21 protein-coding genes are annotated in these 22,005 nt (G+C 66.9%); 10 read left to right on the top strand and 11 right to left on the bottom strand.

The features are described from left to right. The first annotated feature begins 64 nt into the window (after positions 1-64). The 7 genes from glnP to WS89_RS29795 all read left to right on the top strand — a co-directional run bounded on the left by glnP (position 65) and on the right by WS89_RS29795 (position 6,513). Positions 65-721 carry a glutamine ABC transporter permease GlnP gene (glnP, locus tag WS89_RS29765; RefSeq protein WP_059500780.1) on the top strand — a complete coding sequence of 219 codons (657 nt, stop codon included), beginning with the start codon at positions 65-67 and terminating at the stop codon, positions 719-721. Further along, complete coding sequence (glnQ, locus tag WS89_RS29770) at positions 718-1,446, top strand: glutamine ABC transporter ATP-binding protein GlnQ (RefSeq protein WP_034205076.1); 729 nt, start codon at positions 718-720, stop codon at positions 1,444-1,446. The genes glnP and glnQ overlap by 4 nt, the downstream gene beginning before the upstream one ends. 20 nt (positions 1,447-1,466) lie before the next feature. After that, a complete protein-coding gene (locus WS89_RS29775) occupies positions 1,467-2,516 on the top strand; it encodes a C45 family autoproteolytic acyltransferase/hydolase (RefSeq protein ID WP_059795661.1) in 1,050 nt (349 codons plus the stop codon). A 15-nt stretch (positions 2,517-2,531) separates the two neighbouring features. Then, the gene (locus WS89_RS29780; protein ID WP_059795662.1) at positions 2,532-3,866 is read left to right on the top strand and encodes an aspartate aminotransferase family protein; all 1,335 of its coding nucleotides are present in this window, start codon (positions 2,532-2,534) and stop codon (positions 3,864-3,866) included. A 25-nt stretch (positions 3,867-3,891) separates the two neighbouring features. Continuing rightward, positions 3,892-4,446 (top strand): carboxymuconolactone decarboxylase family protein, encoded by a 555-nt coding sequence (locus tag WS89_RS29785; protein ID WP_059795664.1) that lies wholly within the window; start codon positions 3,892-3,894, stop codon positions 4,444-4,446. A gap of 207 nt (positions 4,447-4,653) precedes the next feature. Further along, complete coding sequence (gene lpxO / locus WS89_RS29790; RefSeq protein ID WP_059500776.1) at positions 4,654-5,553, top strand: lipid A hydroxylase LpxO; 900 nt, start codon at positions 4,654-4,656, stop codon at positions 5,551-5,553. A gap of 168 nt (positions 5,554-5,721) precedes the next feature. Further along, positions 5,722-6,513, top strand: a complete 792-nt coding sequence (locus tag WS89_RS29795; RefSeq protein ID WP_059795665.1) for a hypothetical protein — start codon at positions 5,722-5,724, stop codon at positions 6,511-6,513. Positions 6,514-6,607: 94 nt separating this feature from the next. On the opposite strand, the gene ahpF is transcribed toward WS89_RS29795, so the two are convergent. The 5 genes from ahpF to WS89_RS29820 all read right to left on the bottom strand — a co-directional run bounded on the left by ahpF (position 6,608) and on the right by WS89_RS29820 (position 10,685). Then, the gene (gene ahpF / locus WS89_RS29800; protein ID WP_059500774.1) at positions 6,608-8,209 is read right to left on the bottom strand and encodes an alkyl hydroperoxide reductase subunit F; all 1,602 of its coding nucleotides are present in this window, start codon (positions 8,207-8,209) and stop codon (positions 6,608-6,610) included. A 119-nt stretch (positions 8,210-8,328) separates the two neighbouring features. Continuing rightward, positions 8,329-8,892, bottom strand: coding sequence for an alkyl hydroperoxide reductase subunit C (ahpC, locus tag WS89_RS29805; protein WP_034179823.1), 564 nt, complete (start codon positions 8,890-8,892; stop codon positions 8,329-8,331). 233 nt (positions 8,893-9,125) lie between these two features. After that, the gene (locus WS89_RS29810; protein ID WP_059795667.1) at positions 9,126-9,491 is read right to left on the bottom strand and encodes a type II toxin-antitoxin system VapC family toxin; all 366 of its coding nucleotides are present in this window, start codon (positions 9,489-9,491) and stop codon (positions 9,126-9,128) included. Further along, a complete protein-coding gene (locus tag WS89_RS29815; protein WP_059500878.1) occupies positions 9,485-9,703 on the bottom strand; it encodes a ribbon-helix-helix protein, CopG family in 219 nt (72 codons plus the stop codon). The genes WS89_RS29810 and WS89_RS29815 overlap by 7 nt, the downstream gene beginning before the upstream one ends. A gap of 85 nt (positions 9,704-9,788) precedes the next feature. Continuing rightward, positions 9,789-10,685 (bottom strand): LysR substrate-binding domain-containing protein, encoded by an 897-nt coding sequence (locus WS89_RS29820; RefSeq protein ID WP_059795668.1) that lies wholly within the window; start codon positions 10,683-10,685, stop codon positions 9,789-9,791. Between the two features lie 178 nt (positions 10,686-10,863). On the opposite strand from WS89_RS29820, the gene WS89_RS29825 reads away from it, so the two are divergent. The 3 genes from WS89_RS29825 to WS89_RS29835 are packed head-to-tail and all read left to right on the top strand — an operon-like array spanning position 10,864 to position 13,823. Next, positions 10,864-12,030 carry a branched-chain amino acid ABC transporter substrate-binding protein gene (locus WS89_RS29825; RefSeq protein WP_059500771.1) on the top strand — a complete coding sequence of 389 codons (1,167 nt, stop codon included), beginning with the start codon at positions 10,864-10,866 and terminating at the stop codon, positions 12,028-12,030. 25 nt (positions 12,031-12,055) lie between these two features. Beyond that, positions 12,056-12,580, top strand: a complete 525-nt coding sequence (locus tag WS89_RS29830) for an L-2-amino-thiazoline-4-carboxylic acid hydrolase (RefSeq protein ID WP_059795670.1) — start codon at positions 12,056-12,058, stop codon at positions 12,578-12,580. Further along, complete coding sequence (locus tag WS89_RS29835) at positions 12,573-13,823, top strand: Zn-dependent hydrolase (RefSeq protein ID WP_059500769.1); 1,251 nt, start codon at positions 12,573-12,575, stop codon at positions 13,821-13,823. The genes WS89_RS29830 and WS89_RS29835 overlap by 8 nt, the downstream gene beginning before the upstream one ends. A gap of 29 nt (positions 13,824-13,852) precedes the next feature. Here the strand turns inward: WS89_RS29835 and WS89_RS29840 are convergent, their stop codons facing one another. From WS89_RS29840 to pgaB, 6 genes are all read right to left on the bottom strand, one after another. After that, positions 13,853-14,689, bottom strand: a complete 837-nt coding sequence (locus tag WS89_RS29840; RefSeq protein WP_059795671.1) for a c-type cytochrome — start codon at positions 14,687-14,689, stop codon at positions 13,853-13,855. Positions 14,690-14,969: 280 nt separating this feature from the next. Beyond that, positions 14,970-16,235 carry a hypothetical protein gene (locus WS89_RS29845; protein WP_059795672.1) on the bottom strand — a complete coding sequence of 422 codons (1,266 nt, stop codon included), beginning with the start codon at positions 16,233-16,235 and terminating at the stop codon, positions 14,970-14,972. Then, a complete protein-coding gene (gene glmS, locus WS89_RS29850; RefSeq protein WP_059795674.1) occupies positions 16,232-18,055 on the bottom strand; it encodes a glutamine--fructose-6-phosphate transaminase (isomerizing) in 1,824 nt (607 codons plus the stop codon). Before glmS ends, WS89_RS29845 begins: the two co-directional genes overlap by 4 nt. A gap of 119 nt (positions 18,056-18,174) precedes the next feature. Then, on the bottom strand, positions 18,175-18,663 hold the full coding sequence (locus tag WS89_RS29855; protein ID WP_059500765.1) for a hypothetical protein: 489 nt from the start codon (positions 18,661-18,663) through the stop codon (positions 18,175-18,177). Continuing rightward, a complete protein-coding gene (gene pgaC / locus WS89_RS29860; protein ID WP_059500764.1) occupies positions 18,641-19,912 on the bottom strand; it encodes a poly-beta-1,6-N-acetyl-D-glucosamine synthase in 1,272 nt (423 codons plus the stop codon). Before pgaC ends, WS89_RS29855 begins: the two co-directional genes overlap by 23 nt. Further along, on the bottom strand, positions 19,909-22,005 hold the full coding sequence (pgaB, locus tag WS89_RS29865; RefSeq protein ID WP_059795676.1) for a poly-beta-1,6-N-acetyl-D-glucosamine N-deacetylase PgaB: 2,097 nt from the start codon (positions 22,003-22,005) through the stop codon (positions 19,909-19,911). The genes pgaC and pgaB overlap by 4 nt, the downstream gene beginning before the upstream one ends.

Genomic DNA, 22,005 nt, shown 5'->3' on the forward strand with positions numbered 1-22,005 from the left:
GTGACGGCGCATCGGCGCGCGGCCCCGGGGCCGCGCGGGTCTTGAATCGAACGGGGAGCGACAAGTGAATTTCGATTGGTCGGCGATCTGGGCGGCGTTGCCGGACCTGATGGACGGGGTCCGGTTGACGGTGTTCATCGCATTTTTCGGGCTGGTGGGCGGCTTCGTCGTCGGGATGATCGCGGGCATGTTCCGCGCATACGGACCGAAGGCGATGAACGTGCTCGCACAGGTCTATATTGAATTGATCCGCGGCACGCCGATCGTCGTGCAGGTGATGTTCCTGTATTTCGCCCTGCCGCTGCTCGCGCATATCCGCATCGACGGCCTGACGGCCGCGATCATCGCGATCACGGTGAATTCCGGCGCGTATCTCGCGGAAGTGGTGCGCGGCGCGCTGCTGTCGATCCCGAAGGGGCTGACGGAAGCGGGGCTCGCGATGGGGCTGTCGATGCCGCGCGTGCTGTTGAAGATCGTCGGGCCGCTGGCGTTCCGTCGGCTGATTCCGCCGCTCGGCAACCAGTGCATCGTGAGCCTGAAGGACACATCGCTGTTCATCGTGATCGGCGTGGGCGAGCTGACGCGCAAGGGGCAGGAAATCATCGCCGGTAATTTCCAGGCGGTCGAGATCTGGAGTGCGGTGGCGGTCATCTACCTGATACTGACCGGTGCGATGACGTTGACGCTTCGGCTCGTCGAAAAGCGGATGAAAATCTTATGAGCATGATCGAATTCCAGAACGTGTCGAAGAGCTTCGGCCATGTGCCGGTGCTGAAGAACATCGACCTGAAGATCGACGCGGGCGAGGTGGTCGTCGTGGTCGGCCCGTCGGGCTCGGGTAAATCGACGATGCTGCGCTGTATCAACGCGCTCGAGAAGATCACCGGCGGCGAGCTGCTGGTGGATGGCCAGAGCGTGCGCGGCAACGCGGCGACGATCCGCAACATCCGGCTCGAAGCCGGCATGGTGTTCCAGCAGTTCAACCTGTTTCCGCAAATGACCGCGCTCGAGAACGTGATGTTCGGGCCGATGCAGGTGCGCGGCGCGTCGCGCGCCGACGCGCGCGACCAGGCGATGGCGCTGCTCGACAAGGTCGGCCTCGAATCGCGCGCGAATCATTACCCGTCGGAGCTGTCGGGCGGCCAGCAGCAGCGCGTCGCGATCGCGCGTGCGCTCGCGATCCGGCCGCGGCTGATGCTGTTCGACGAGCCGACGTCGGCGCTCGATCCGGAATTGCGCCACGAAGTGCTGAAAGTGATGCAGGATCTCGCGACCGAAGGGATGACGATGATCGTCGTCACGCACGAGATCGGCTTCGCGAAGCGGGTCGGCACGCGGCTGCTGTTCATGGATCAGGGCGGCATTGCCGAGGACGGCCATCCGGCCGACCTGATCGACCGGCCGCCGACGCCGCGCCTGAAGGAATTCCTGAAGCACGTATCCTGAACGAAACCGAAACACCCGACATGCCGCTTTCCCTTTCACCCGTCATCGCCGGCACGCCGTTCGACATCGGCGTGCGCCTCGGCGAGCTTGCCCGCCCCGTGTTCGATCCGTACATGCAGCAGAGCGGCGCATGGCAGGCCGTGCGCCGCTGGCGCGGCCATCCGTTCGTCGATGCGCTGCGGCAGGCCGCGCTGGCCGCGTACCCCGATCTCGTCGCGGAGCTGGACGGGATCGCGGCGGGCATCGGCTGGCCGGCCGAGGACATTTTTCTGTGGAATTGCCGCGGCGAGCTGATTCACAACGCGCCGGACGGCTGCACGACGCTCGCCGCGCGCGGCGCGGATGGCACGCGCTGGATCGCGCACAACGAGGACGGCGATCCGTACCTGCGCGAACGTTGCCTGCTCGTCGACGTGCAACCCGCCGGCAAGCCCGGATTCGTCAGTTTCTATTACCCCGGTTCGCTGCCGGGGCATACGTTCGCCGCGAACCGCGCCGGCATCGCGCAGGCGATCAACAACCTGCGGATCCGCACGCCGGCGCCGGGCGTGCCGCGCATGATCCTTGCGCGCGCCGTGCTCGACGCGACGTCGCTCGACGCAGCCGCCGGCGTGCTGCGCACGCATGCACGCGCGAGCGGCTTTCATCACACGCTCGGTGCGACCGGCGATGCGCGGCTGCTGAGCATCGAGGCGAGCGTCGCGCGCTGTTCGGTCGTCGACGTCGCACGGCTTGCGGGCCATGCGAATCACCTGGTGCATCCCGGTTGCGATGCGGAAGCGCAGATCGTCACGCAATCGTCCGGCGATCGCCAGCGGCGCGTCGACGCGCTCACGCGCGGCATCGACGCGATCGACGAAACCGCGCTGCTGCGCGTGCTCGGCGATCGGGCGCCGGAAGGGTTGCCGATCTATCGCGACGATCCGGCCGACCCCGACGACGAAAACACGCTGGCGACCGCGGTGTTCGCGATTCGCGACACCGCGATCGACTTCACCGTCCATCAACACGGCACGCAGCGCTTCGCGACGCGCATCGTGCCGTCCGGATGCGCACACCGCGCATCCTGATCCATGAGGCCACGCATGACGACCGTTTTCCATCGCGCCCCGCGCGCCACCTTGCCCGTTGCCGTCGCAGGCGACGGCATCGAGATCATCGATTCGACCGGCAAACGCTATATCGACGCGTGCGGCGGTGCGGCCGTATCGTGTCTCGGCCACAGCAACCCGCGCGTGATCGACGCGATCAAGCGGCAGGTGCAGCAACTGCCGTACGCGCATACGTCGTTCTTCACGACGGACGTGGCCGAGGAGTTGGCCGACCGGCTCGTCGACGCCGCGCCGGCCGGGCTCGAGCACGTGTATTTCGTGTCGGGCGGCTCCGAGGCGATCGAGGCCGCGCTGAAGCTCGCGCGCCAGTATTTCGTCGAGAAGGGCGAGCCGCAGCGGCGTCATTTCATCGCCCGTCGCCAGAGCTATCACGGCAACACGCTCGGCGCGCTCGCGATCGGCGGCAACGCGTGGCGGCGCGAGCCGTTCCTGCCGCTGCTGATCGAAGCGCATCACGTGAGCCCGTGCTATGCATACCGCGACCAGTTGGCGGGCGAAACCGACGAAGCGTACGCGCAGCGCCTCGCGGACGAGCTCGAACGCAAGATCGTCGAACTCGGCGCGGAAAACGTCGCGGCGTTCGTCGCGGAAACGGTGGTGGGTGCCACGGCCGGCGCGGTGCCGCCGGTGCGTACCTACCTGAAGAAGATTCGCGCGGTGTGCGACAAGTACGGCGTGCTGCTGATTCTCGACGAGATCATGTCGGGGATGGGGCGCACGGGTTACCTGTATGCGTGCGACGAAGACGGCGTCGCGCCCGATCTGCTGACGATCGCGAAAGGGCTCGGCGCGGGCTACCAGCCGATCGGGGCGACGCTGGTGAGCGACCGCATCTATCGCACGATCGTCGACGGCTCGGGCTTCTTCCAGCACGGTCATACCTACCTCGGCCATGCGACCGCGTGCGCGGCCGCGCTCGAAGTGCAGCGCGTGATCGCGGAAGAGAAGCTGCTCGACAACGTGAAGGCACGCGGCGAGCAGTTGCGCGCGTCGTTGCGGGAGCACTACGGCGCGCATCCGCATGTCGGCGACGTGCGCGGCCGCGGGCTGTTCGTCGGCATCGAGCTCGTGCGCGATCGCGACACCAGGGCCACGTTCGATCCCGCGCTGAAGCTGCATGCGGCGGTCAAGCGCGAAGCGATGCAGCGCGGGTTGATGGTGTATCCGATGGGCGGCACGATCGACGGCGTGCACGGCGACCACATTCTGGTCGCACCGCCGTTCGTCTGCACCGCGCAGCAGATCGACACGATCGTCGAACGGCTGTCCGGCGCGATTGGCGCGGCGCTCGCGTCGGCCGGCGCATGAACCCCGATCTCAACGAATTTTCATCATGACGGACAGACTCCCTCCTTTCGATCCCGCATCGGCCACCGACGAACAGAAGGCCGTGCTCGCCGACATCCTCAGCGGCCCGCGCGGCAACCTGAACGGGCCGTTCCTCGGCTGGATCGCGAGCCCCGAACTGGCCCAGCACGCGCAGAAGCTCGGCGCGTTCTGCCGCTACCGCACGGGGCTGCCGCTGCGCCTGTCGGAACTCGCGATTCTCGTGACGGCCGCGCGTTGGCGCTCGCAGGCCGAGTGGCACATCCATCATCCGATCGCGCTCGATGCCGGCTTGCCGGCGGCAACCGCCGACGCGATCCGGCGTGGCGTCGCGCCGGCCTTCGAATCGGACGACGACGCGTTGATCCATGCGTTCGCCACCGAGCTGTACGACACGCGCCGCGTGAGCGATGCGACGTTCGCACGCGCACGGGCGCGCTTCGGCCACGAGACCGTGGTGAACCTCGTCGCGCTGCTCGGCTATTACGCGCTCGTCGCGATGACGCTCAACACGTTCGGTATGCGCGCAGACGGACAAACTGATTTGCCGTTTCCGGAATAATCGCCGCCGGCGCGTGCGTCGGCGGCATGCCGCGTGCGCGTGCGGATAGCCCGAAAAGCCCGTATATGCGGGCTTTTCGGCGTTTCGGCCTCGGTCGATCGACATTCGCGCCGTGTCGTCCCGCTGCCCGTCGTCCCGCCTGGGCGTCAATGCAGGAAATTTTCCCCGTCTTTAGAATTTCGCCAAAGAACCACGGGGGAAATATCGATGCGCTGGGTCCTGCTGATCGTGTTCATTGCGTGTGTCGTGTACACGCATCGGCGCGGCAAGGTTCGGCACCGGTTGTTCAGGCAACTTTCCGACCACTCGACCTTTACCGCACCGCTGAACTGCTTTTCGTACGCGTTCTCGTCGGTGCCGACCACGCCGTTCGTCGACACGGATCGCTTTCCGGAGCTGGCGGTGCTGCAGCGCGAATGGCGCACGTTTCGCCGCGAAGCGCTCGCATTGCGCGACGCGAGCCGGATCAAGGCGTCGGGCGAGTACAACGACATCGGCTTCAATTCGTTCTTTCGCCACGGCTGGAAGCGTTTCTACCTGAAGTGGTACGACGCGCCGCATCCGTCCGCGCAGGCATTGTGCCCGCGCTCGGTCGAGATCCTGTCGCGGATTCCGTCGATCAAGGCGGCGATGTTCGCGCAGTTGCCGCCGGGCGGCAAGCTCGGGCTGCATCGCGATCCGTATGCGGGCTCGCTGCGCTACCATCTCGGGCTCGATACGCCGAACGACGACGCGTGCCGGATCGTCGTCGACGGCGAGTCGTATGCATGGCGCGACGGCGAGGCCGTGATGTTCGACGAGACGTACCTGCACTGGGCCGAAAACCGCACCGAACACGATCGCGTGATCCTGTTCTGCGACATCGATCGTCCGATGAAATATCGCTGGGCGCAGCGCGTCAACGATGCATTCGGGCAACTGCTGATGCGCGCGGCCGCGTCGCCGAACGAAACCGGCGATCGCACGGGCGGGCTCAATCGCGCGTTCAGGTACCTGTATGCGATTCGCCGCGCCGGCAAGCGATTGAAGGCGTGGAATCGCACCGTGTACTACGTCGTCAAGTGGCTGCTGTTCGGCGGGATCGCGGTCGCGATCTTCTGCATCTGACGGTCGAAGGGCGGCGTTTTTTTCTTGTCCGACGATAGTGCGGCGCGGCATCGCGCGGGGCCGATGGCCCGCCGCCGTGATCAATGCAACCAATTGTATTCGTACGGGATCAACGGACGTCGGCCGCGTATGATGACTTGTTCACGTCGATATGATCGGTGAGCAAGCATGACGAGTACCCGTAAAACCATGATGATCGCCGGCGGGCTTCTGGTCGCCGCGGCCGGCACCGCGTACGTGATGCTCCTGCGCGCGGACCACCGTGCGATCGAAGACGCCGGCATCGGCGATTCGGCTGCGCCGGTTGCCGCGGCGCCCGCGGGCAACGATCATGCGGTACAGGGCACGATCGCGCCGCCGGCACCGGCCGCAGCGACTGCGCCGAAACTGGCGGCGGCCGCGCCGCCTCCCTCCGCGCCCACACCCGCGCCGGCCGCCCCCGCGCGCGTCGGTGCTGCGCCGGCGGTTCCGGTCGTCAGCGACAAGCCGCAACCGGTAACGAAGCCGGTCGCACCCCCGCCGAAGGTCAACGTCGTGACGGTCGACGAGCAGGATTCGACCCCATCGGCGCAGGCCCCGGCTTCGCCTCCGGCCCCCGCCCCGGCCGCCAAACGCGCTCAGTCGGCTGCGCCCGCGCAGGTCACGCAACGCGCGCCGCGCAAGCGCGACGGCCTCGAACGCCACGCCGCCGCCGCGCCGCCGGCCGCGACGAAATCCGAAACGCCAGAGACGGCCGCGCTCGTCAGGGAGTCGGCGAAGCTCGACCCGTCGTTGCCGCCGCCGTCGATGTCGCCGGTATCCTCGATGCCGGCGAGCACCGGTTCGTACCGGCAGGGCGGTTCGTCGTCCGGCGCGAATCCGGTGGCGGCCGCGATGACCGAGCAACTGGTCAGGCAGTCGAGCAGTTTCAAGTCGACGGCGCCTGCGCCGGCGGACGGTGGCCCGACCGCGACCAAGTGACCGCGCACGTCTTCGGCATAAAAAGGGCCCCGCACGCCGACCAAGGCATGCGGGGCCAAGAGAGACAAACTTCGATGTGTGGGGCCGGCCTGCGTCAGGCGGCGACCGCTTCTTCGGCCTGCGGTTGCGCGCTCGCCGCCGGCGCCGCCACGTCCTGCCGGATCAGGTGGTCGAACGCGCCGAGCGACGCCTTCGCACCTTCGCCGACCGCGATCACGATCTGCTTGAACGGCACCGTCGTCACGTCGCCGGCCGCGAACACGCCGGGCACCGACGTCGCACCGCGCGCATCGACGACGATCTCGCCGTGCTTCGACAGTTCGACCGTGCCCTTCAGCCATTCGGTGTTCGGCACGAGGCCGATCTGCACGAACACGCCTTCGAGCTCGACACGCTTCGTTTCACCCGAGCGCAGATCCTTGTAGACGAGCCCGTTCAGCTTGCTGCCGTCGCCGGTCAGTTCGGTCGTCTGCGCCTGCGTGACGATCGTCACGTTCGGCAGGCTGCGCAGCTTGCGTTGCAGCACTTCGTCCGCGCGCAGTTGCGCACCGTATTCGATCAGCGTGACTTCCTTCACGATGCCCGCGAGGTCGATCGCGGCCTCGACGCCCGAGTTGCCGCCGCCGACCACCGCGACGCGCTTGCCCTTGAACAGCGGGCCGTCGCAGTGCGGGCAGTACGCGACGCCGCGGTTGCGGTACTCGCGCTCGCCCGGCACGTTGATTTCGCGCCAGCGTGCGCCGGTCGCGAGGACGATCGTCTTCGCCTTCAGCACCGCGCCGTTCGCGAGGCGGATCTGGTGCACGTCGCCCGGAATCAGCGCGTCGGCGCGCTGTACGTCCATGATGTCGACGTCGTACTGCTTCACGTGCTGTTCGAGTGCGGTCGCGAACTTCGGCCCTTCGGTTTCCTGTACCGACACGAAATTCTCGATCGCCATCGTGTCCAGCACCTGGCCGCCGAAACGTTCGGCGACCACACCCGTCGCGATGCCCTTGCGTGCCGAGTAGATCGCCGCGGCCGCGCCTGCCGGGCCGCCGCCGACGATCAGCGTGTCGAACACCGGCTTGTTTTCGAGCGACTTCGCCGCGCGTTCGCCGGCGCCCGTATCGAGCTTCGCGAGGATTTCCTTCACGCTGCTGCGGCCCTGGCCGAACGACGCGCCGTTCAGGAACATCGTCGGCACGGCCATGATCTGGCGCGACTCGACTTCATCCTGGAACAGCGCACCGTCGATCGCGACGTGGCGGATGCGCGGGTTGATCAGCGACATCACGTTCAGCGCCTGCACGACTTCCGGGCAGTTCTGGCACGACAGCGAGAAATACGTTTCGAATGCGTAGTCGCCGTCGAGCGCGCGAATCTGTTCGATCACGTCGTCGTCGAGCTTGATCGGATGGCCGCCCGTCTGCAGCAGCGCGAGCACGAGCGACGTGAATTCATGGCCCATCGGAATGCCGGCGAAACGGATGCCGGCCGGCTTGCCGGGCTCGCCGATCGAGAACGACGGCTTGCGCTCGGCGTCGTCGCGGCGTTCGGCCACGGTCACGCGATCCGTCAGCGACGCAATCTCGGTCAGCAGCGCCAGCAGTTCCTGCGATTTCGCGCTGTCGTCGAGCGAGGCGACGAGTTCGATCGGGCGCGTGATTTTTTCGAGGTACGCTTTGAGTTGGTTCTTGAGATTGGCGTCGAGCATGGCGTTTCGGATTCCGTATTGATGATGCTGGTCGGGCACGTCGTGCCGGAGGAGGGCGCGGGCCGCGGGATGCGGCGGCCCGCCGTCGCGCGCCTCGTGCGAGGCGCGCGGCGCGATCGTCAGATCTTGCCGATCAGGTCGAGCGACGGGGTCAGCGTTTCCGCACCCGGCGTCCATTTGGCCGGGCACACTTCACCCGGGTGCGCCGCGATGTATTGCGCCGCCTGCACCTTGCGCAGCAGTTCGCCCGCGTCGCGGCCGATGCCGTTGTCGTGGATTTCGCACAGCTTGATCTCGCCTTCCGGGTTGATCACGAACGTGCCGCGCAGCGCCATCCCTTCTTCCTCGATCAGCACGTCGAAGTTGCGCGACAGCGTGAGCGTCGGGTCGCCGATCATCGGGTACTTGATCTTGCCGATCGTGTCCGACGTGTCGTGCCATGCCTTGTGCGTGAAGTGCGTGTCGGTCGACACGCCGTAGATTTCGACACCCAGCTTCTGGAATTCCGCGTAGCGGTCGGCGAGGTCGCCCAGCTCGGTCGGGCAGACGAACGTGAAGTCGGCCGGGTAGAACACGACGACGGACCACTTGCCCTTGAAGTTCTCTTCCGAAACGGGCACGAATTCGCCGTTGTGGTAAGCGGTTGCCTTGAACGGCTTGATTTGGGTGTTGATGATCGGCATCTGGACAATTCCTTTTCGTCAGGGGTGAGTGGAGTGTTGCCAGTATCCGGGTTCACCCTGAAGTTGTGAAATTGCTTGTTTCAATCCGGGGCATCGGGATTTTCTATCTGCTTCCGGCCCTTGATTGGCGGGAGGTGGGAAGGGCGGACGACGTTGACGCGGGTAGCGCCCGCTCGGCATGAGCGCGGCTCGGGGGATGTGCTGTGCAGGCGTACGCGCTCGCGTACGCCTGCTTAAATCTGATACGGCACGCGGACGCCGGGTTCGGAGGCGGGAAAGTCCTTCGTGTTGCGCGATACGAGCAACAGCCCGTTCACCTGCGCCGACGCCCACACAATCGCGTCGGGCAGGCGTATCCGGCGGTCCTTGCGAATCGTCACGGCGCGATTCGCAACCGTGCTGTCGAGTGCGATGACATGGAACGACGAGAGCCATGCACGGATGGGGGCCTCGTCACTTGCGGATGCCCCGACGAGGACTTCCATCCACGAGACCATGCTGATTGCGCGATAGTCGTAGCGCCCTAGCTCCGCGCGGGCGGATTCCACGCCGCCCAGATAATCGATCAGGATGTTGGTGTCGAAAAGGGCTTTTACCATTCCGAGCGCAATTCCTCTTGATAGGCGAGCCCATCGATCGCGCGATCTTTCCAGAGACCGAAGACGTCGTCGGCAAGCCGGTGCTTGTTCAGGGCAATGTAGGCATCGATCGCGTCGCGAATGATGGCGGCGCGGGGGCGGTGTTGAGTCTCGACGATGACGGCCAGCGCGTCTAGTTGGCCATCCGACAGATCGACCAGAATCCGGCTCATGGCAAACCTCCGATATATGATATGCATATCATATATGCCGACTTGAAAGCATGCAAGACCCCGGCACGACGACGGCAAGGGCCCCTCAAATCCCCGCCATCTTCCTTAACCACGCCGCCAGCCGTCGCGCTCCGTCCGGCAGGTCCGCATCCTCGCGGGTGCACAGATAGTAGTCGCGCCCGTCGTCGAGCGCGTGATCGAACAGTTGCACGAGTTCGCCGTTCGCCAGTTCGCGCTGGACCAGCGGCGCGCGCAGCAACGCGGCGCCGAGATCCGCGCGGGCGGCGCTCAGCGTGAGCTGGCCATCCTCGAACATCGGTCCCACCGCGTGCGATACGTGCCGCACGCCGGCGCCCTGCAGCCAGTTGACCCACGTGCTGCGATCCTCGTCGTGCACGAGCGGTGCGCGCGCGAGATCGGCCGGCGTGCGGAACGGTCCATGACGCTTCAGGAACGACGGGCTGCACATCGGCACCATCGCGCCCGGCAGCAGCCGCTCGCAGCGGTAGCCGGGCCAGTCGCCGGTACCGAAGCGGATCGACAGGTCCGACGCATCGCTTCGGTAGTTGCGGTGATGCGCGTACAGCACCGTGACGTCCACATCGGTGTTGTCGGCCAGGAACGCGTGCAGCCGCGGAATGAACCAGCCGATGCCGAGCAACGGAATCAGGCTGACGGTGATCTGGCGCAGCGACGAACGGTCGCGCACGAAGCGCGTCGCGCTGCGCAGCACCGAGAACGCCGCGCTGATCGACCGGTAGTAGTCGCGCCCCTCGTCGGTCAGCACGAGCAGCCGGCCTTCGCGCACCGTCAGCGGCGTCTGGATGAACGCTTCGAGCAGTTGCAGCTGATGGCTGACCGCCGATGGTGTGATGTCGAGTTCGCTCGCCGCCGCGGTGACGGAGCCGAGACGCGCAAATGCTTCGAACGCACGCACCGCGCGCAGCGGCGGATCGTGCGGCAATTGTTCGATATTTTTCATGTGTGGAATTTTATCGAAAAATAAGGGTAAGCGACAACACAAAAATATCCTGCATTTACAGCGATGTACGCTAATGTGTCGGGAACGGTATAAGCATCCAACAATTGGATATTTGAGGTTTGGGTGTTGAATATTTAATATTTTTCATGTTTTTGATTCGACTGATCGTCCCCCGCACATGAAAATCGCTTTTCTCTCCGCCAGCCTCGCTTTCTCGGCGGCCGCGCTGGTCGCCTCCGTTCCCGCGTTCGCCCAGTCCGCTCCACGGACGGTCCTGATCGGTCTCGCCGCGCCGCTCACCGGCCCGTCCGCGCGGATCGGCAAGGATCTGCAGAACGGCGCGCAACTCGCGATCGACGACGCGAACGCGAAGCATCCGACCATCGGCGGCAAGCCGGTCGTCTACAAGCTCGTCGCGGCCGACGACCAGTCCGACCCACGCACGGCCGTCGCGGTCGCGCAGCAACTCGTCGACCAGCACGTGATCGGCGTCGTCGGTCACTGGAACACGGGCTGCAGCGTGCCCGCGTCGCGCGTGTACCGCGACGCCGGCATCCCGCAGATCGCGCCGGCCTCCACCGGCCATCAATACACGCAGCAGGGCTACGCGACGGCGTTCCGCATCATGGGGCACGACGATGCAGGCGGCAACTTCACCGGCGCGTATGCGGCGAAGACGCTGAAGGCGAAGCGCATCGCGGTGATCGACGATCGCACGTCGTTCGGCGCGGGGCTGGCCGACCAGTTCATCAAGGGCGTGCAGGCGAACGGCGGCACGATCGTCGATCGCCAGTACGTGAACGACAAGACGACCGACTTCAGCGGCGTGCTGACCGCGATCAAGGGCAAGCGCGCGGATCTCGTGTTCTTCGGCGGCCTCGACGCGCAGGCCGCGCCGATCGCGCGCCGGATGCGCCAGCTCGGCGTGAACGCGCCGCTGCTCGGTGCGGGCGGCTTCGTGAGCCAGACCTTCCTGTCGCTCGCCGGCAAGGACGGCGACGCCGTGACGGCGCTCGAGCCGGGCCTGCCGCTCGACCGGATGCCGGGCGGCAAGGCGTTCGACACGCAATACCAGGCCCGCTTTCACGCGCCGATCGAACTGCATGCGCCGTTCGCGTACGACGCCGCCGCCACGCTGATCGCGGCCGCGCAGAAGGCCGGCACGACCGAGCCGGCGAAGCTGGTCGCGGCCGTGCGCGCGATCGAGCGGCCCGGCGTGACGGGGCGCATCGCGTTCGACGCCGAAGGCAACCTGAAGGATCCGGCCTTCACGATCTACCAGGTGCGCGGCGGGAAGTGGGCCGTCGTCGACGTGCTCGGCGGCTCGCGCACCGCAGCCAAGTAACCGCAAAACGACCGAGACGATCCCCATGACCGAAGCGAACCCGACATCCGCCGCCGCACCCGAGGACCCGCGCCTCGGGATCCTCGCGCGGCGCCGCATCGAAGCGGAAATCATCAAGCCGATCTACGAGATCATGAAGCGCGAGTTCGGCGCCGAGCGCGCGCAGGCCGTGATCGCGGAAGCCGTACGCGGCGCGGCCGTCGACGCGGGCCGTACGTTCGCCGCGCAGGAGCCGCACGGCACGAGCGTGAAGTCGTTCATCGCGCTGCAGGTGCTGTGGGAGAAGGACGATGCGCTCGACGTCGAGGTACGGCGGGCGGACGACGCGCACTACGACTACGACGTGCATCGCTGCAGCTACGCGGAGATGTATCACGCGATGGGGCTCGGCGAGATCGGGCACCTGCTGAGCTGTGCGCGCGACAGCTATTTCATCCAGGGCTATGCGCCGGACATCGCGCTCACGCGCACGAGCACGATCATGCAGGGCGGCCGGCGCTGCGACTTCCGCTATGCGCTGCAAAGCACGCCGGAGAACGGCGATGCGTGACGCCACCGTGACCATGCCGCGCGTCGACGGCGACCGTCTGTGGGCATCGCTCGAACGGATGGCGCAGATCGGCGCGACGCCGAAGGGCGGCGTCTGCCGCCTCGCGCTGACCGATCTCGACCGCGAGTCGCGCGACCTGTTCGTGCAGTGGGCGCGCGACGCCGGCTGCACGGTGCGTGTCGACCGGATGGGCAACGTGTTCGCGCGCCGCGCGGGCCGCAATCCCGACGCCGCACCGGTGATGACGGGCTCGCACGCCGATTCGCAGCCGACCGGCGGCCGCTACGACGGGATCTACGGTGTGCTCGGCGGCCTCGAAGTCGTGCGCGCGCTGAACGACGCGGGGATCGAGACCGAGCGCCCGGTCGACGTCGTGATCTGGACCAACGAGGAAGGCTCGCGCTTCGCGCCGGCGATGGTGTCGGCCGGCGTGTTCTCGGGCGTCTATACGCTCGAATATGGGCTGTCGCGCACCGACGGCGCTGGCCGGACGATCGGAGAAGAGCTCGAACGGATCGGCTACGCGGGCACGGAGCCGGTCGGCGGCTATCCGGTGCACGCGGCGTACGAACTGCATATCGAGCAGGGCGCGATTCTCGAGCGGGCCGGCAAGACGATCGGCGTCGTGACCGGGGGGCAGGGGCAGCGCTGGTACGAGGTGACGCTCACGGGTGTCGACGCGCACGCGGGCACGACGCCGATGGCGTTCCGTCGCGACGCGCTGGTCGGCGCGGCGCGCATGATCTCGTTCGTCGAAGTGCTCGGGCGCCGCTACGCACCGGATGCGCGCGCAACGGTCGGGATGATCGACGCGCGGCCGAATTCGCGCAACACGGTGCCGGGCGGCTGCTTCTTCACGGTCGAATTCCGTCACCCCGACGATGCGGTGCTCGACGCACTGGACGCGGCGCTGCGCGCGGAACTCGCGCGCGTGGCCGACGAAGCCGGCCTCGGCGCGCAGATCGAGCAGATTTTCACGTACGCGCCGATACCGTTCGCGCCGCGCTGCGTCGACACGGTGCGCGACGCGGCCCGTGCGCTCGGGCTGTCGCACATGGACATCGTGTCCGGCGCGGGCCATGACGCGTGCTATGTCGCGCGTGTCGCGCCGACCGGCATGATCTTCGTGCCGTGCGTCGACGGGCTGAGCCACAACGAGGCCGAAGCGATTACGCCGGAATGGGCGACGGCCGGCGCCGACGTGCTGTTGCGCGCGGTGCTGCAGAGCGCGCAGGAAGCGTAAGCGCGGCGGGTGGGTAACCGGCGCGCGGCTTACTTGCCGGCCTTGCGGCGCGCCATATACCCCAGATACGCGACGATCTCGTCGAGCTCCCGGTCGCTCAGTTGATCGGGCGGAAACGCCGGCATGCTGCGGCGCGGCCAGTCGCGCACCGATGCCGGGTCGCGGATGTAGCGGCGCAGCGCGGCGGGCTGGAAGTAGTCGACCGGGTTCATCGGTGCGTTCAGATCCGGGCCGGCGTGGCTGCTGCCCGCACCGTCGATGCGGTGACACGCGAGACATTGCGTGACGAACAGGTGCTGGCCCGCGCGCGCCGGGTCGTTCGCGGGCAACGCCGCATCGACGGCGAGCGACGGCCAGCGCGCGAGCGGCGACGATTCGATCGTGATGCGAACGATCTGGTATGGCCACTGCTCGCCGCGCACCGACGACGCGTCCGGCCCGAGCCAGACGAGATAGAACGGCCCTGCGCTGACCTGCTTGCCGGGCAGCTTCGGCCACGGACGGGCCGGATCCTCGATCGCGAGCCACGGAATCGCGCCGGCCGGCGCGCGGCGACGCACGAGATCGAGCGGCAGTTGCGCGGCGAAACCGTCGGCCGCGCGCGTTTCGAGCACGCCGGCGGCCGGCAGCGGGGTGTCGCCGAGCAGCGCGGCGAACGGCACCGCGCGGAACGTCATCGGCCGGCCGTACGCGATGTCGCGCGGCACATGGATGTCGGTCGCGTCCGGACGAGCGAGCAACGTCTGTCGGGTGAGGGCGCGGGCCGTGCCGTCGGTGTCGAGTTCGAGCGTGGGCTGGGCCGACGCGCGTTGCCCGAGCAGGCAAACCGTCAGCAGCACAAGCGAAAACCACTGGCGCTTCAGCATTCGTTCTCCGGGAAGGGGCGTTCCGGCGGCGGCAGGAGGCGGAACGCCGCGGCCGATGGAAGGATTCGGGCGACAGTCTATCCGGTACGGACGGTGCTGGCGAATTCGGTGCGCAAAGGCGCGGCGGTCGTGCTCGAACAGGGCCGCGACAGCGCACCCGGCGACTTGAGGGCTGAATGAGCGACGTGTCGGCGTAACGCGGTCCGGATGGAGGAAAACGACGGGTACGGTGGCGAACGCGGTCTGCCCGCGTTCGCGGCATCGCGTTACAGGCCAGCCGTCAGCGGCTCGAACACGACACTTCGTTCTTCGGCATCGGCGTGCGTTGCTCCGGCTCGAAATCGGCTTCGCGCATCCCCGACGGCGTCAGCGATACGAAATGCATCGCCGTGTCTCGCGCCGGGAAACCGGCGACGCCGGTCGATCCCCACGGAATCGGCGAGCGCTGCACGCCGCTCACCGCAATATCCGCCGGCGCCAGCGCGAGCGTCAGCAGCCGCCCGTCGCGGGTCGGCACGTACGCGTGCGTGCCGGCGACGCCGATGTCCGACTCGCGCACCGACGCGGGCAGGCAATCGAGCGTCGCCGTGCGACGGCCGTCCGGGGCGATCAGCATCGCGACGCCGCGATCGTCGGCTGTCGTCGTGACGACGAGGAAACGGTCGATCTCCGGCACGTAGGCGGCCGAATACACGTAGTACTGGATTGCGTCGTTCAGCGATCCGAGTTTTTCCAGCTTCGCGGTGACCGGATCGAACATCGCGTATTCGAGCGTCGCGTCCGTGCTGCCTTCGATGAACTTCTGCCACACGAGCAGCGCGTTGCGCGGCGAGCCCGCGATCACGGGCCACCACTCGCGGCGGCGCGGCGCGACCGCGACATGGTTCAGCACGCGCCCGGCCGCGTCGTAGGTTTTCAGGTAGACGCCGTTGCCGCTGCCGAGGTTGTCGACCCCGCCGCCGTTGACCCAGTCGGCCGAATAGAACACGACGAAACGGTCGGCGACCGTCGCGACATGCCCCGAATGGCCGCCCGATTCGACGTCGTTCGGGTAGGGCTTGATCGGCTTCAGGTCGCGGCGGTAGACGCCGTAGCGCTGGCTGACTTCCTGCGGCGTGTTCCAGCCGTCCTCGAACGTGACGAAGATGTCGCCGTGCGCGTTCTGCGCGATCGATACGGGTTCCTGCGCCTCGGGGCGGCTGATGAACGTGCGGACGTGCAGCACGCGCGGCTTGTCGGGCTTCCATTCACCGACGTACACGTCGTGCGGCCAGTTGCCGCTGCGCAGCGCACCGCGCGGCACGATGCCCGAACTGCTGAAGAACACCCAGCGTTTGCCGTCGCCGGCGTCGGCCACGCCGATGCCGTGCATGAAGCGCCGCGGGTCGCCGGTGTCCTGCGGCGACGGCGCGCTCGACACGGTGACCGTATGCACGGCCGGCGCGCCGGCGAGGGCCGGCGGCGCCGCGCCGATGCCGCCCGCGCCGCAGAGCACGGCCGCGGCCAGCCGCACGACCGCCTGTACCGGGCGCGTTCGCCGCGTCATTCGACGGTCACCGATTTCGCGAGGTTGCGCGGCTTGTCGACGTCGGCGCCGCGCGCGCAGCCGACGTGATACGCGAGCAGTTGCAGCGGAATCACGTTGACGATCGGCGACAGCAGGTCGCCGGATTCGCGCACGCGGATCACGTGCGTGTCGCGGTCGGCGTCGATTTCGAGCTGGCTGCCGGCCAGCACGTAGAGCCGGCCGCCGCGCGCACGCACCTCGGCCATGTTGGATTTCAATTTCTGGAACAGGCGATCGTCCGGCGCGATCGTGACCACCGGCATCGCGCTCGTGACGAGTGCGAGCGGCCCGTGCTTCAGCTCGCCGGCCGCATAACCTTCCGCGTGGATGTACGACACTTCCTTGAGCTTCAGCGCGCCTTCCATCGCGATCGGGAAATGGATGCCGCGCCCGAGGAACAGCGCGTTCTCGGTGCGGGCGAACTTCGCGGCCCAGCCCATGATCTGCGTTTCCAGCGCGAGCGCGTGGCCGATGCGGTCGGGCAGCGCGCGCAACTGCTTCAGGTGCGTCGCGACTTGCGCGGCGTCGAGCCGGCCGCGCAGTTGCGCGAGCGTCAGCGTCAGCACGAACAGCGCGACGAGTTGCGTGGTGAACGCCTTGGTCGACGCGACGCCGAGCTCGGTGCCGGCCCGCGTCAGGAACCGCAGTGGCGCGTTGCGCGCGATCGTGCTGGTCGCGACGTTGCAGATCGCCATCGACAGGTCCTGGCCCATCGCGCGCGCCTGCTCGATCGCGCCGATGGTGTCGGCCGTTTCGCCCGACTGCGAGATGCCGACGACGAGCGTGCGCGGATCGGCCACCGTGTCGCGGTAGCGGAATTCGCTGGCGATCTCGACCTGGGCGGGCACGCCCGCGATGCTTTCGAGCCAGTACTTCGCGGTCAGGCCTGCGTAGTAACTGGTGCCGCAGCCGAGCAGCAGCACGCTTCTCACCCGCGACAGCAGTGCGCCCGTGCCTTCCGTCGCGTCGAACAGCGCCGGCGAGATCGTGTCGATCCCGTCGAGCGTGCTGTCGATCGCCTTCGGCTGCTCGAAGATTTCCTTCTGCATGAAGTGCTGGTACGGGCCGAGCGCGGCATCGTCCGCGCGCGCCTTCACTTCGCACAACGGGCGCCGCGCTTCCTGTCCGCCCGCATCGACCACGGCGATGCGCTCCGGCGTGATCAGCGCGACGTCGCCGTCCTCCAGGTACACGAAGCGGTCGGTCAGGTCGCTGAGCGCCGCACAGTCGGACGCAAGGTAATTCTGCTTGGCGCCGATGCCGATCACGAGCGGCGAACCGGCGCGCGCGGCGACGAGGCGCTGCGGCTCGCGCGCGCCGAGCACCGCGATCGCGTACGCGCCGTGCAGTCGTTTGACGGCGCGCACCACCGCGTCGAACAGGTCGTCGCGATAGAGACTGTGGATCAGGTGCGCGATGACCTCGGTGTCGGTCTGCCCGCGAAACGTATAGCCGCGTTCACGCAGCTCGGCGCGCAGCGTGTCGTGGTTCTCGATGATCCCGTTGTGCACGACGGCGATCGTGTCGCCCGACATGATCGGGTGCGCGTTCATTTCCGACGGCGCGCCGTGCGTCGCCCAGCGCGTATGCGCGATGCAGGTCTGCGCTTCGAGGCCGAGCGTCAGCACGCGATCCTGCAGGTCCGTCACGCGTCGCAGCGTGCGTTCGCTGTGCAGGCGGCCGTCGCCCTGCACGGCGATGCCGCACGAATCGTAGCCGCGATATTCGAGCCGGCTCAGCGCATTGACCAGTTGCGGCACTTGATTGTTCAGGCCGCTTGCTCCGACGATTCCGCACATGATTCACCTCGTCTCCAGGAAGTTTCCGGCTGGCGCACGACGCGCGCCAGCACGATGCCGGAAGCGGTGCCACGTCGCGCGGCCAGGTGTCGCGACCGGCGCGGCACGTCTTCGGCGATTCATTCATGGGGCTGCGGGCCGGCGTGCGCGACCCATTCGATGCCCGAAATCGACCCGTTCGCATCGTGCGACGCGACGAGAATGCGCGTCGTGCGCCGCGCGCCGCGCCGGCGTGCGCTCGCGAACGCGGTCGGCGGCACCGAGCGCACCTTGACGCTGGCCGAGCGCCGCAGCATCTTCGACACGCGCAACCGGTACGCGAGCGGATGCACGACGCGTCCCGCGATCAGCCACATGACGATCGTGCCGGCGATCAGCGCGATGCTGGTCACGTAGAACACGATCTGCTCGATCGGCATCTCGGCCTCGTTGAACGGCAACAGGTAGCGGTACGTGTAGATGCAGATCGATGCCCATACACCTCCGACCAGCGCGGGCCGCACGAGACGGAACCACGCGACGAGCACGGGCCCGACGATGCCGCCGCGTTCGGCGATCATGTCGCGCGGTGCGCGCAGGGAAAGGTCAATAATCGGCGCGTTCTTCATGTTGAATGCCTCGGTCGGGACTGACCCAAACGGCGCGTTTGCCGCGGCCCCGCAGTACGACGGCGGGCAGGGCGACGACGGTGGTGATCATGCTGATCAGCCAGAACGCGACGGGGTACCAGATGGTGTCAAGGAAGTACATCAGGAGTTTTTCGTCGTATTGACGATCGATCATGCTGCCGATGATCAGTTGCAGGATGCAGGTCGCGACCAGCAGCATCCCGTGCCAGTGCGGCACCACGGACACATGCCAGTTCGGCGGAAGCGGGTAGACGACGTCGATCAGCGCGAGCAGCAGGATGAACGACATCGAGTACGCCCACGCGATGCCTATCAGGTATTCGGCGAACAGCGGCCACATCATCATCTGCGTGGGCCGCATCAGCGTGCCCGCATACTTGAGCAGCACCTGGATGCCGCCCTTGGACCAGCGCAGCCGCTGCCGATAGAGCCCCTTCACCGTCTCGGGCATCAGGATCCAGCTGAGCGCGTGCGGCTCGTACACGACGCGCCAGTCGCGGCACTGCAGCTTCCAGCTGATGTCGATGTCCTCGGTCAGCATGTCCGAGCTCCAGTAGCCGACGTCGGCGAGCGCGGTCTTGCGGAACATCGTGATTACGCCCGACACCGTGAAGATGCGGCCGTACACCTGCTGCGTGCGCTTGATCAGCCCCACGATCGACGAGAATTCGCCGACCTGCATGCGGCCGAGCAGCGACGTGCGCGTGCGGATGCGCGGGTTGCCGGTCACCGCGCCCACGCCCGGGTCGGTCAGGAAGTGCTCGAGCATCCAGCCGATCGCATCGTGCGCGAGCAGTGCATCGCCGTCGATGCACAGCAGGTAGTCCGCGTTGGATACCGCGGCCGCGGTCGTGAGCCCGACCGCCTTGCCTTCGTTGCGTGCATGGTGGATCACGAGCAGCCGCGGGATCTCGACGGCCAGCTCGTTGAGGATGTCGCCGGTGCGATCCTTGCTGCCGTCGTTGACCGCGATGATGTCGTAGTTCGGATACTGCATCCCGTTCAGATGGGAGATCACGCTGCGTGCGTTCGCGGCTTCGTTGAAGCAGGGTACGACGATCGAGACCTTCGGGATGCCGCTCGACGCGATCGTGCGCGTCGACAGCTCGCGGCCCTCCTCGAGCAGGAAGTAGTGCACGACACCGCCGATCATCCACAGATACGACATGAAGAACGGATAGTAGAAGACGAAATCCTGCAGGCGCTGGATGAGGCTGTGGGTGTTCATGGCGTCTTGGTTCCCGGCGATTGCTGCATCTGCATCAGCGCGTTGATCGAGGTGGGGTCGAGGCGCGACTTCAGCGACATCACGTCGCGCATCGCATCGAGCTCCGGATGGCCGTTCAGGAAGTTGTCGGGGTAGTAGCCGAAATTCACGGCGCCCTCGCTGCGCAGCCGCCGCATCTGCGCAAGCAGCGTGCTGGCCGGCACGTCCTTGCGCGCGTGCCAGTCGTACGACTGCAGTTCGAACACGGTGCGCTGCAGCCCGCGCTGCTTCGTGCGCACCACCTTCACGAGCTGGTCCAGCCAGCCCTCCGGGTCCTTCGCCTGCTCCATGTACGGCATCGCCATCAGCGCGACGTAGTCGTAGGCGGCGAGGAAATCGTCGTAGTTCTGCGCATACCACGCTTCCGATTCGGGCTTGAGCACCGGCATCGCGAAGATGTTGCGCGCGGTCAGCACATCGCCGACGTTCTGATGGGCCAGCACGATCTGCTCGAGCTGCCGGGTCATGTCGATCAGATGGCGCGTCTTCTGCCGTGTCCAGCGCTTCATCAGGTCGGGGTTCTCGCGGATCTTGCCGACGTCGGCCGGCAGCCCCCATTGCGCATAGGTGCGCAGCGCATGCCGGCTGGCATCCTCGTAGTCGTCGAGCACGGCGTCGTCGCTGAACAGGATGCCGCTGAACGACGCGTGCTTGCTCAGATCCTCGTAGATCTGCTGGATCATCAGCCGCGCATCGGGATCGAACGGGCTCAGCCGGAACACCCGCGTGCCGTTCTCGCGGGCCGGCGCGCCGCCGTATGCGCTGACGGCCTCGAGCTTGCGCTGCTTGTCGGCCGGCGGCCGGAACGCGAGCACCGGCATCCACGCGTACACCTGCACATTGGAGCGCGTGTTGAGCTGCCACGCGGCGCGCGAGAACAGGTCGGAGCGCATCGGCAGGTGCCGGTTCGGGAAATACACCGCTTCGGCCACGCCCGTACCGTTCGGGTCCGCATACGCCTGCAGGTACACCGATTTCGGCTGCATCCGGTAGATGCGCTCGATCAGCTTGCCGAGATTCGCTTCCTGCCGCGCGGGATCGGGATCGTAGACCTGGTCGAGATCGACCTGCACGGTGCGCTCGGGCACGTCGACGTCGCCGCGATTGGACGCCGGCTCGCGCATCGAGCGCTCGAACCCGCCGATATCGACGTCGTACATCATCAGGATCCGTCTCAGCCGGTCGAGCGGCACGTCCGGCGTATTCGGGCCGGCATCGAGGCTGAACTGGATGTCCATGCCGAGCGACGTCGATATCTGGCGCACGGGCTGGTTTTCCGCGCCGTATGGCCACACCATCGAGCGTGCGACGAGACCGGTGCGTTCGCGGATCTGCCGCACGCAGGTCTGCAGGTCGTCGTGCACGCGTGCGTGGAATTCGGCGTCGGTTTCATAGCGTTTCTGGTCTTGCAGGTAGAGATGCGACGTGGTCGCCGGCAATTCGTTGCCTTGCGGGTTCGCGACCGCGCCGTGATGCAGATTGTGGGTGTGGCAGCCGAGCTCGACGAATTCCGATTGCCCGAGCTTCTTCACCTCGTCCCACGACAGGAAGTAGTCGCGCGGCACCTGAACCTTGTCGCTGATGCGGATCGGCGTATCCGGCGGTGTGTCGATCCACGCGGTGACGAGGCCCATCACGGCCGGATACTTGAAGCGCTCGAGCAGTGGCAGCACCTTCGTGTAGTGGCTGCGGAAGCCGTCGTCGAACGTGAGCAGCACCGAGCGCGGCGGCAGCGGCTTGCCGCCGCGCCGCGACTCCTCGATCTGCTTGACCGTGATCGTGTGGTAGTTGTTGGTCTGCAGCCACGAGAAGATCGCGGTCAGCGTGCCGGTATCGACCGCGAACGGATCGATGATCGCGTTCGGCGACGAAAACGACGCCATCAGGTTGTCGCGCACGTCGTGCATGCAGATCACGCGAAACGTCTTGCCGTCGGCCGGATCGGACGGCGGCAGCAGGTCGATCATCCTGGCATTGGTCACGCCCGGGAATAGCGAACAGGCGGCAAACGTACCGAGGCATCCGCACATGAAGGTCCGTCTGGATTGAAGCAT

This window comes from Burkholderia sp. MSMB1072, from assembly GCF_001524725.1.
GTDB lineage: Bacteria > Pseudomonadota > Gammaproteobacteria > Burkholderiales > Burkholderiaceae > Burkholderia.

Excerpts from the sequence above, each read along its gene's own strand:
- WS89_RS29855 (WP_059500765.1), bottom strand. The coding sequence starts at position 18,663 with ATGAAGAACGCGCCGATTATTGACCTTTCCCTGCGCGCACCGCGCGAC.
- glmS (WP_059795674.1), bottom strand. The coding sequence starts at position 18,055 with ATGTGCGGAATCGTCGGAGCAAGCGGCCTGAACAATCAAGTGCCGCAA.
- pgaC (WP_059500764.1), bottom strand. The coding sequence starts at position 19,912 with ATGAACACCCACAGCCTCATCCAGCGCCTGCAGGATTTCGTCTTCTAC.
- WS89_RS29810 (WP_059795667.1), bottom strand. The coding sequence starts at position 9,491 with ATGGTAAAAGCCCTTTTCGACACCAACATCCTGATCGATTATCTGGGC.
- glnQ (WP_034205076.1), top strand. The coding sequence starts at position 718 with ATGAGCATGATCGAATTCCAGAACGTGTCGAAGAGCTTCGGCCATGTG.
- WS89_RS29835 (WP_059500769.1), top strand. The coding sequence starts at position 12,573 with ATGCGTGACGCCACCGTGACCATGCCGCGCGTCGACGGCGACCGTCTG.
- WS89_RS29845 (WP_059795672.1), bottom strand. The coding sequence starts at position 16,235 with ATGACGCGGCGAACGCGCCCGGTACAGGCGGTCGTGCGGCTGGCCGCG.
- WS89_RS29775 (WP_059795661.1), top strand. The coding sequence starts at position 1,467 with ATGCCGCTTTCCCTTTCACCCGTCATCGCCGGCACGCCGTTCGACATC.
- WS89_RS29830 (WP_059795670.1), top strand. The coding sequence starts at position 12,056 with ATGACCGAAGCGAACCCGACATCCGCCGCCGCACCCGAGGACCCGCGC.
- lpxO (WP_059500776.1), top strand. The coding sequence starts at position 4,654 with ATGCGCTGGGTCCTGCTGATCGTGTTCATTGCGTGTGTCGTGTACACG.
- pgaB (WP_059795676.1), bottom strand. The coding sequence starts at position 22,005 with ATGCTTCAATCCAGACGGACCTTCATGTGCGGATGCCTCGGTACGTTT.
- WS89_RS29795 (WP_059795665.1), top strand. The coding sequence starts at position 5,722 with ATGACGAGTACCCGTAAAACCATGATGATCGCCGGCGGGCTTCTGGTC.
- WS89_RS29840 (WP_059795671.1), bottom strand. The coding sequence starts at position 14,689 with ATGCTGAAGCGCCAGTGGTTTTCGCTTGTGCTGCTGACGGTTTGCCTG.
- WS89_RS29825 (WP_059500771.1), top strand. The coding sequence starts at position 10,864 with ATGAAAATCGCTTTTCTCTCCGCCAGCCTCGCTTTCTCGGCGGCCGCG.
- WS89_RS29780 (WP_059795662.1), top strand. The coding sequence starts at position 2,532 with ATGACGACCGTTTTCCATCGCGCCCCGCGCGCCACCTTGCCCGTTGCC.
- ahpF (WP_059500774.1), bottom strand. The coding sequence starts at position 8,209 with ATGCTCGACGCCAATCTCAAGAACCAACTCAAAGCGTACCTCGAAAAA.
- ahpC (WP_034179823.1), bottom strand. The coding sequence starts at position 8,892 with ATGCCGATCATCAACACCCAAATCAAGCCGTTCAAGGCAACCGCTTAC.
- WS89_RS29820 (WP_059795668.1), bottom strand. The coding sequence starts at position 10,685 with ATGAAAAATATCGAACAATTGCCGCACGATCCGCCGCTGCGCGCGGTG.
- WS89_RS29785 (WP_059795664.1), top strand. The coding sequence starts at position 3,892 with ATGACGGACAGACTCCCTCCTTTCGATCCCGCATCGGCCACCGACGAA.
- WS89_RS29815 (WP_059500878.1), bottom strand. The coding sequence starts at position 9,703 with ATGAGCCGGATTCTGGTCGATCTGTCGGATGGCCAACTAGACGCGCTG.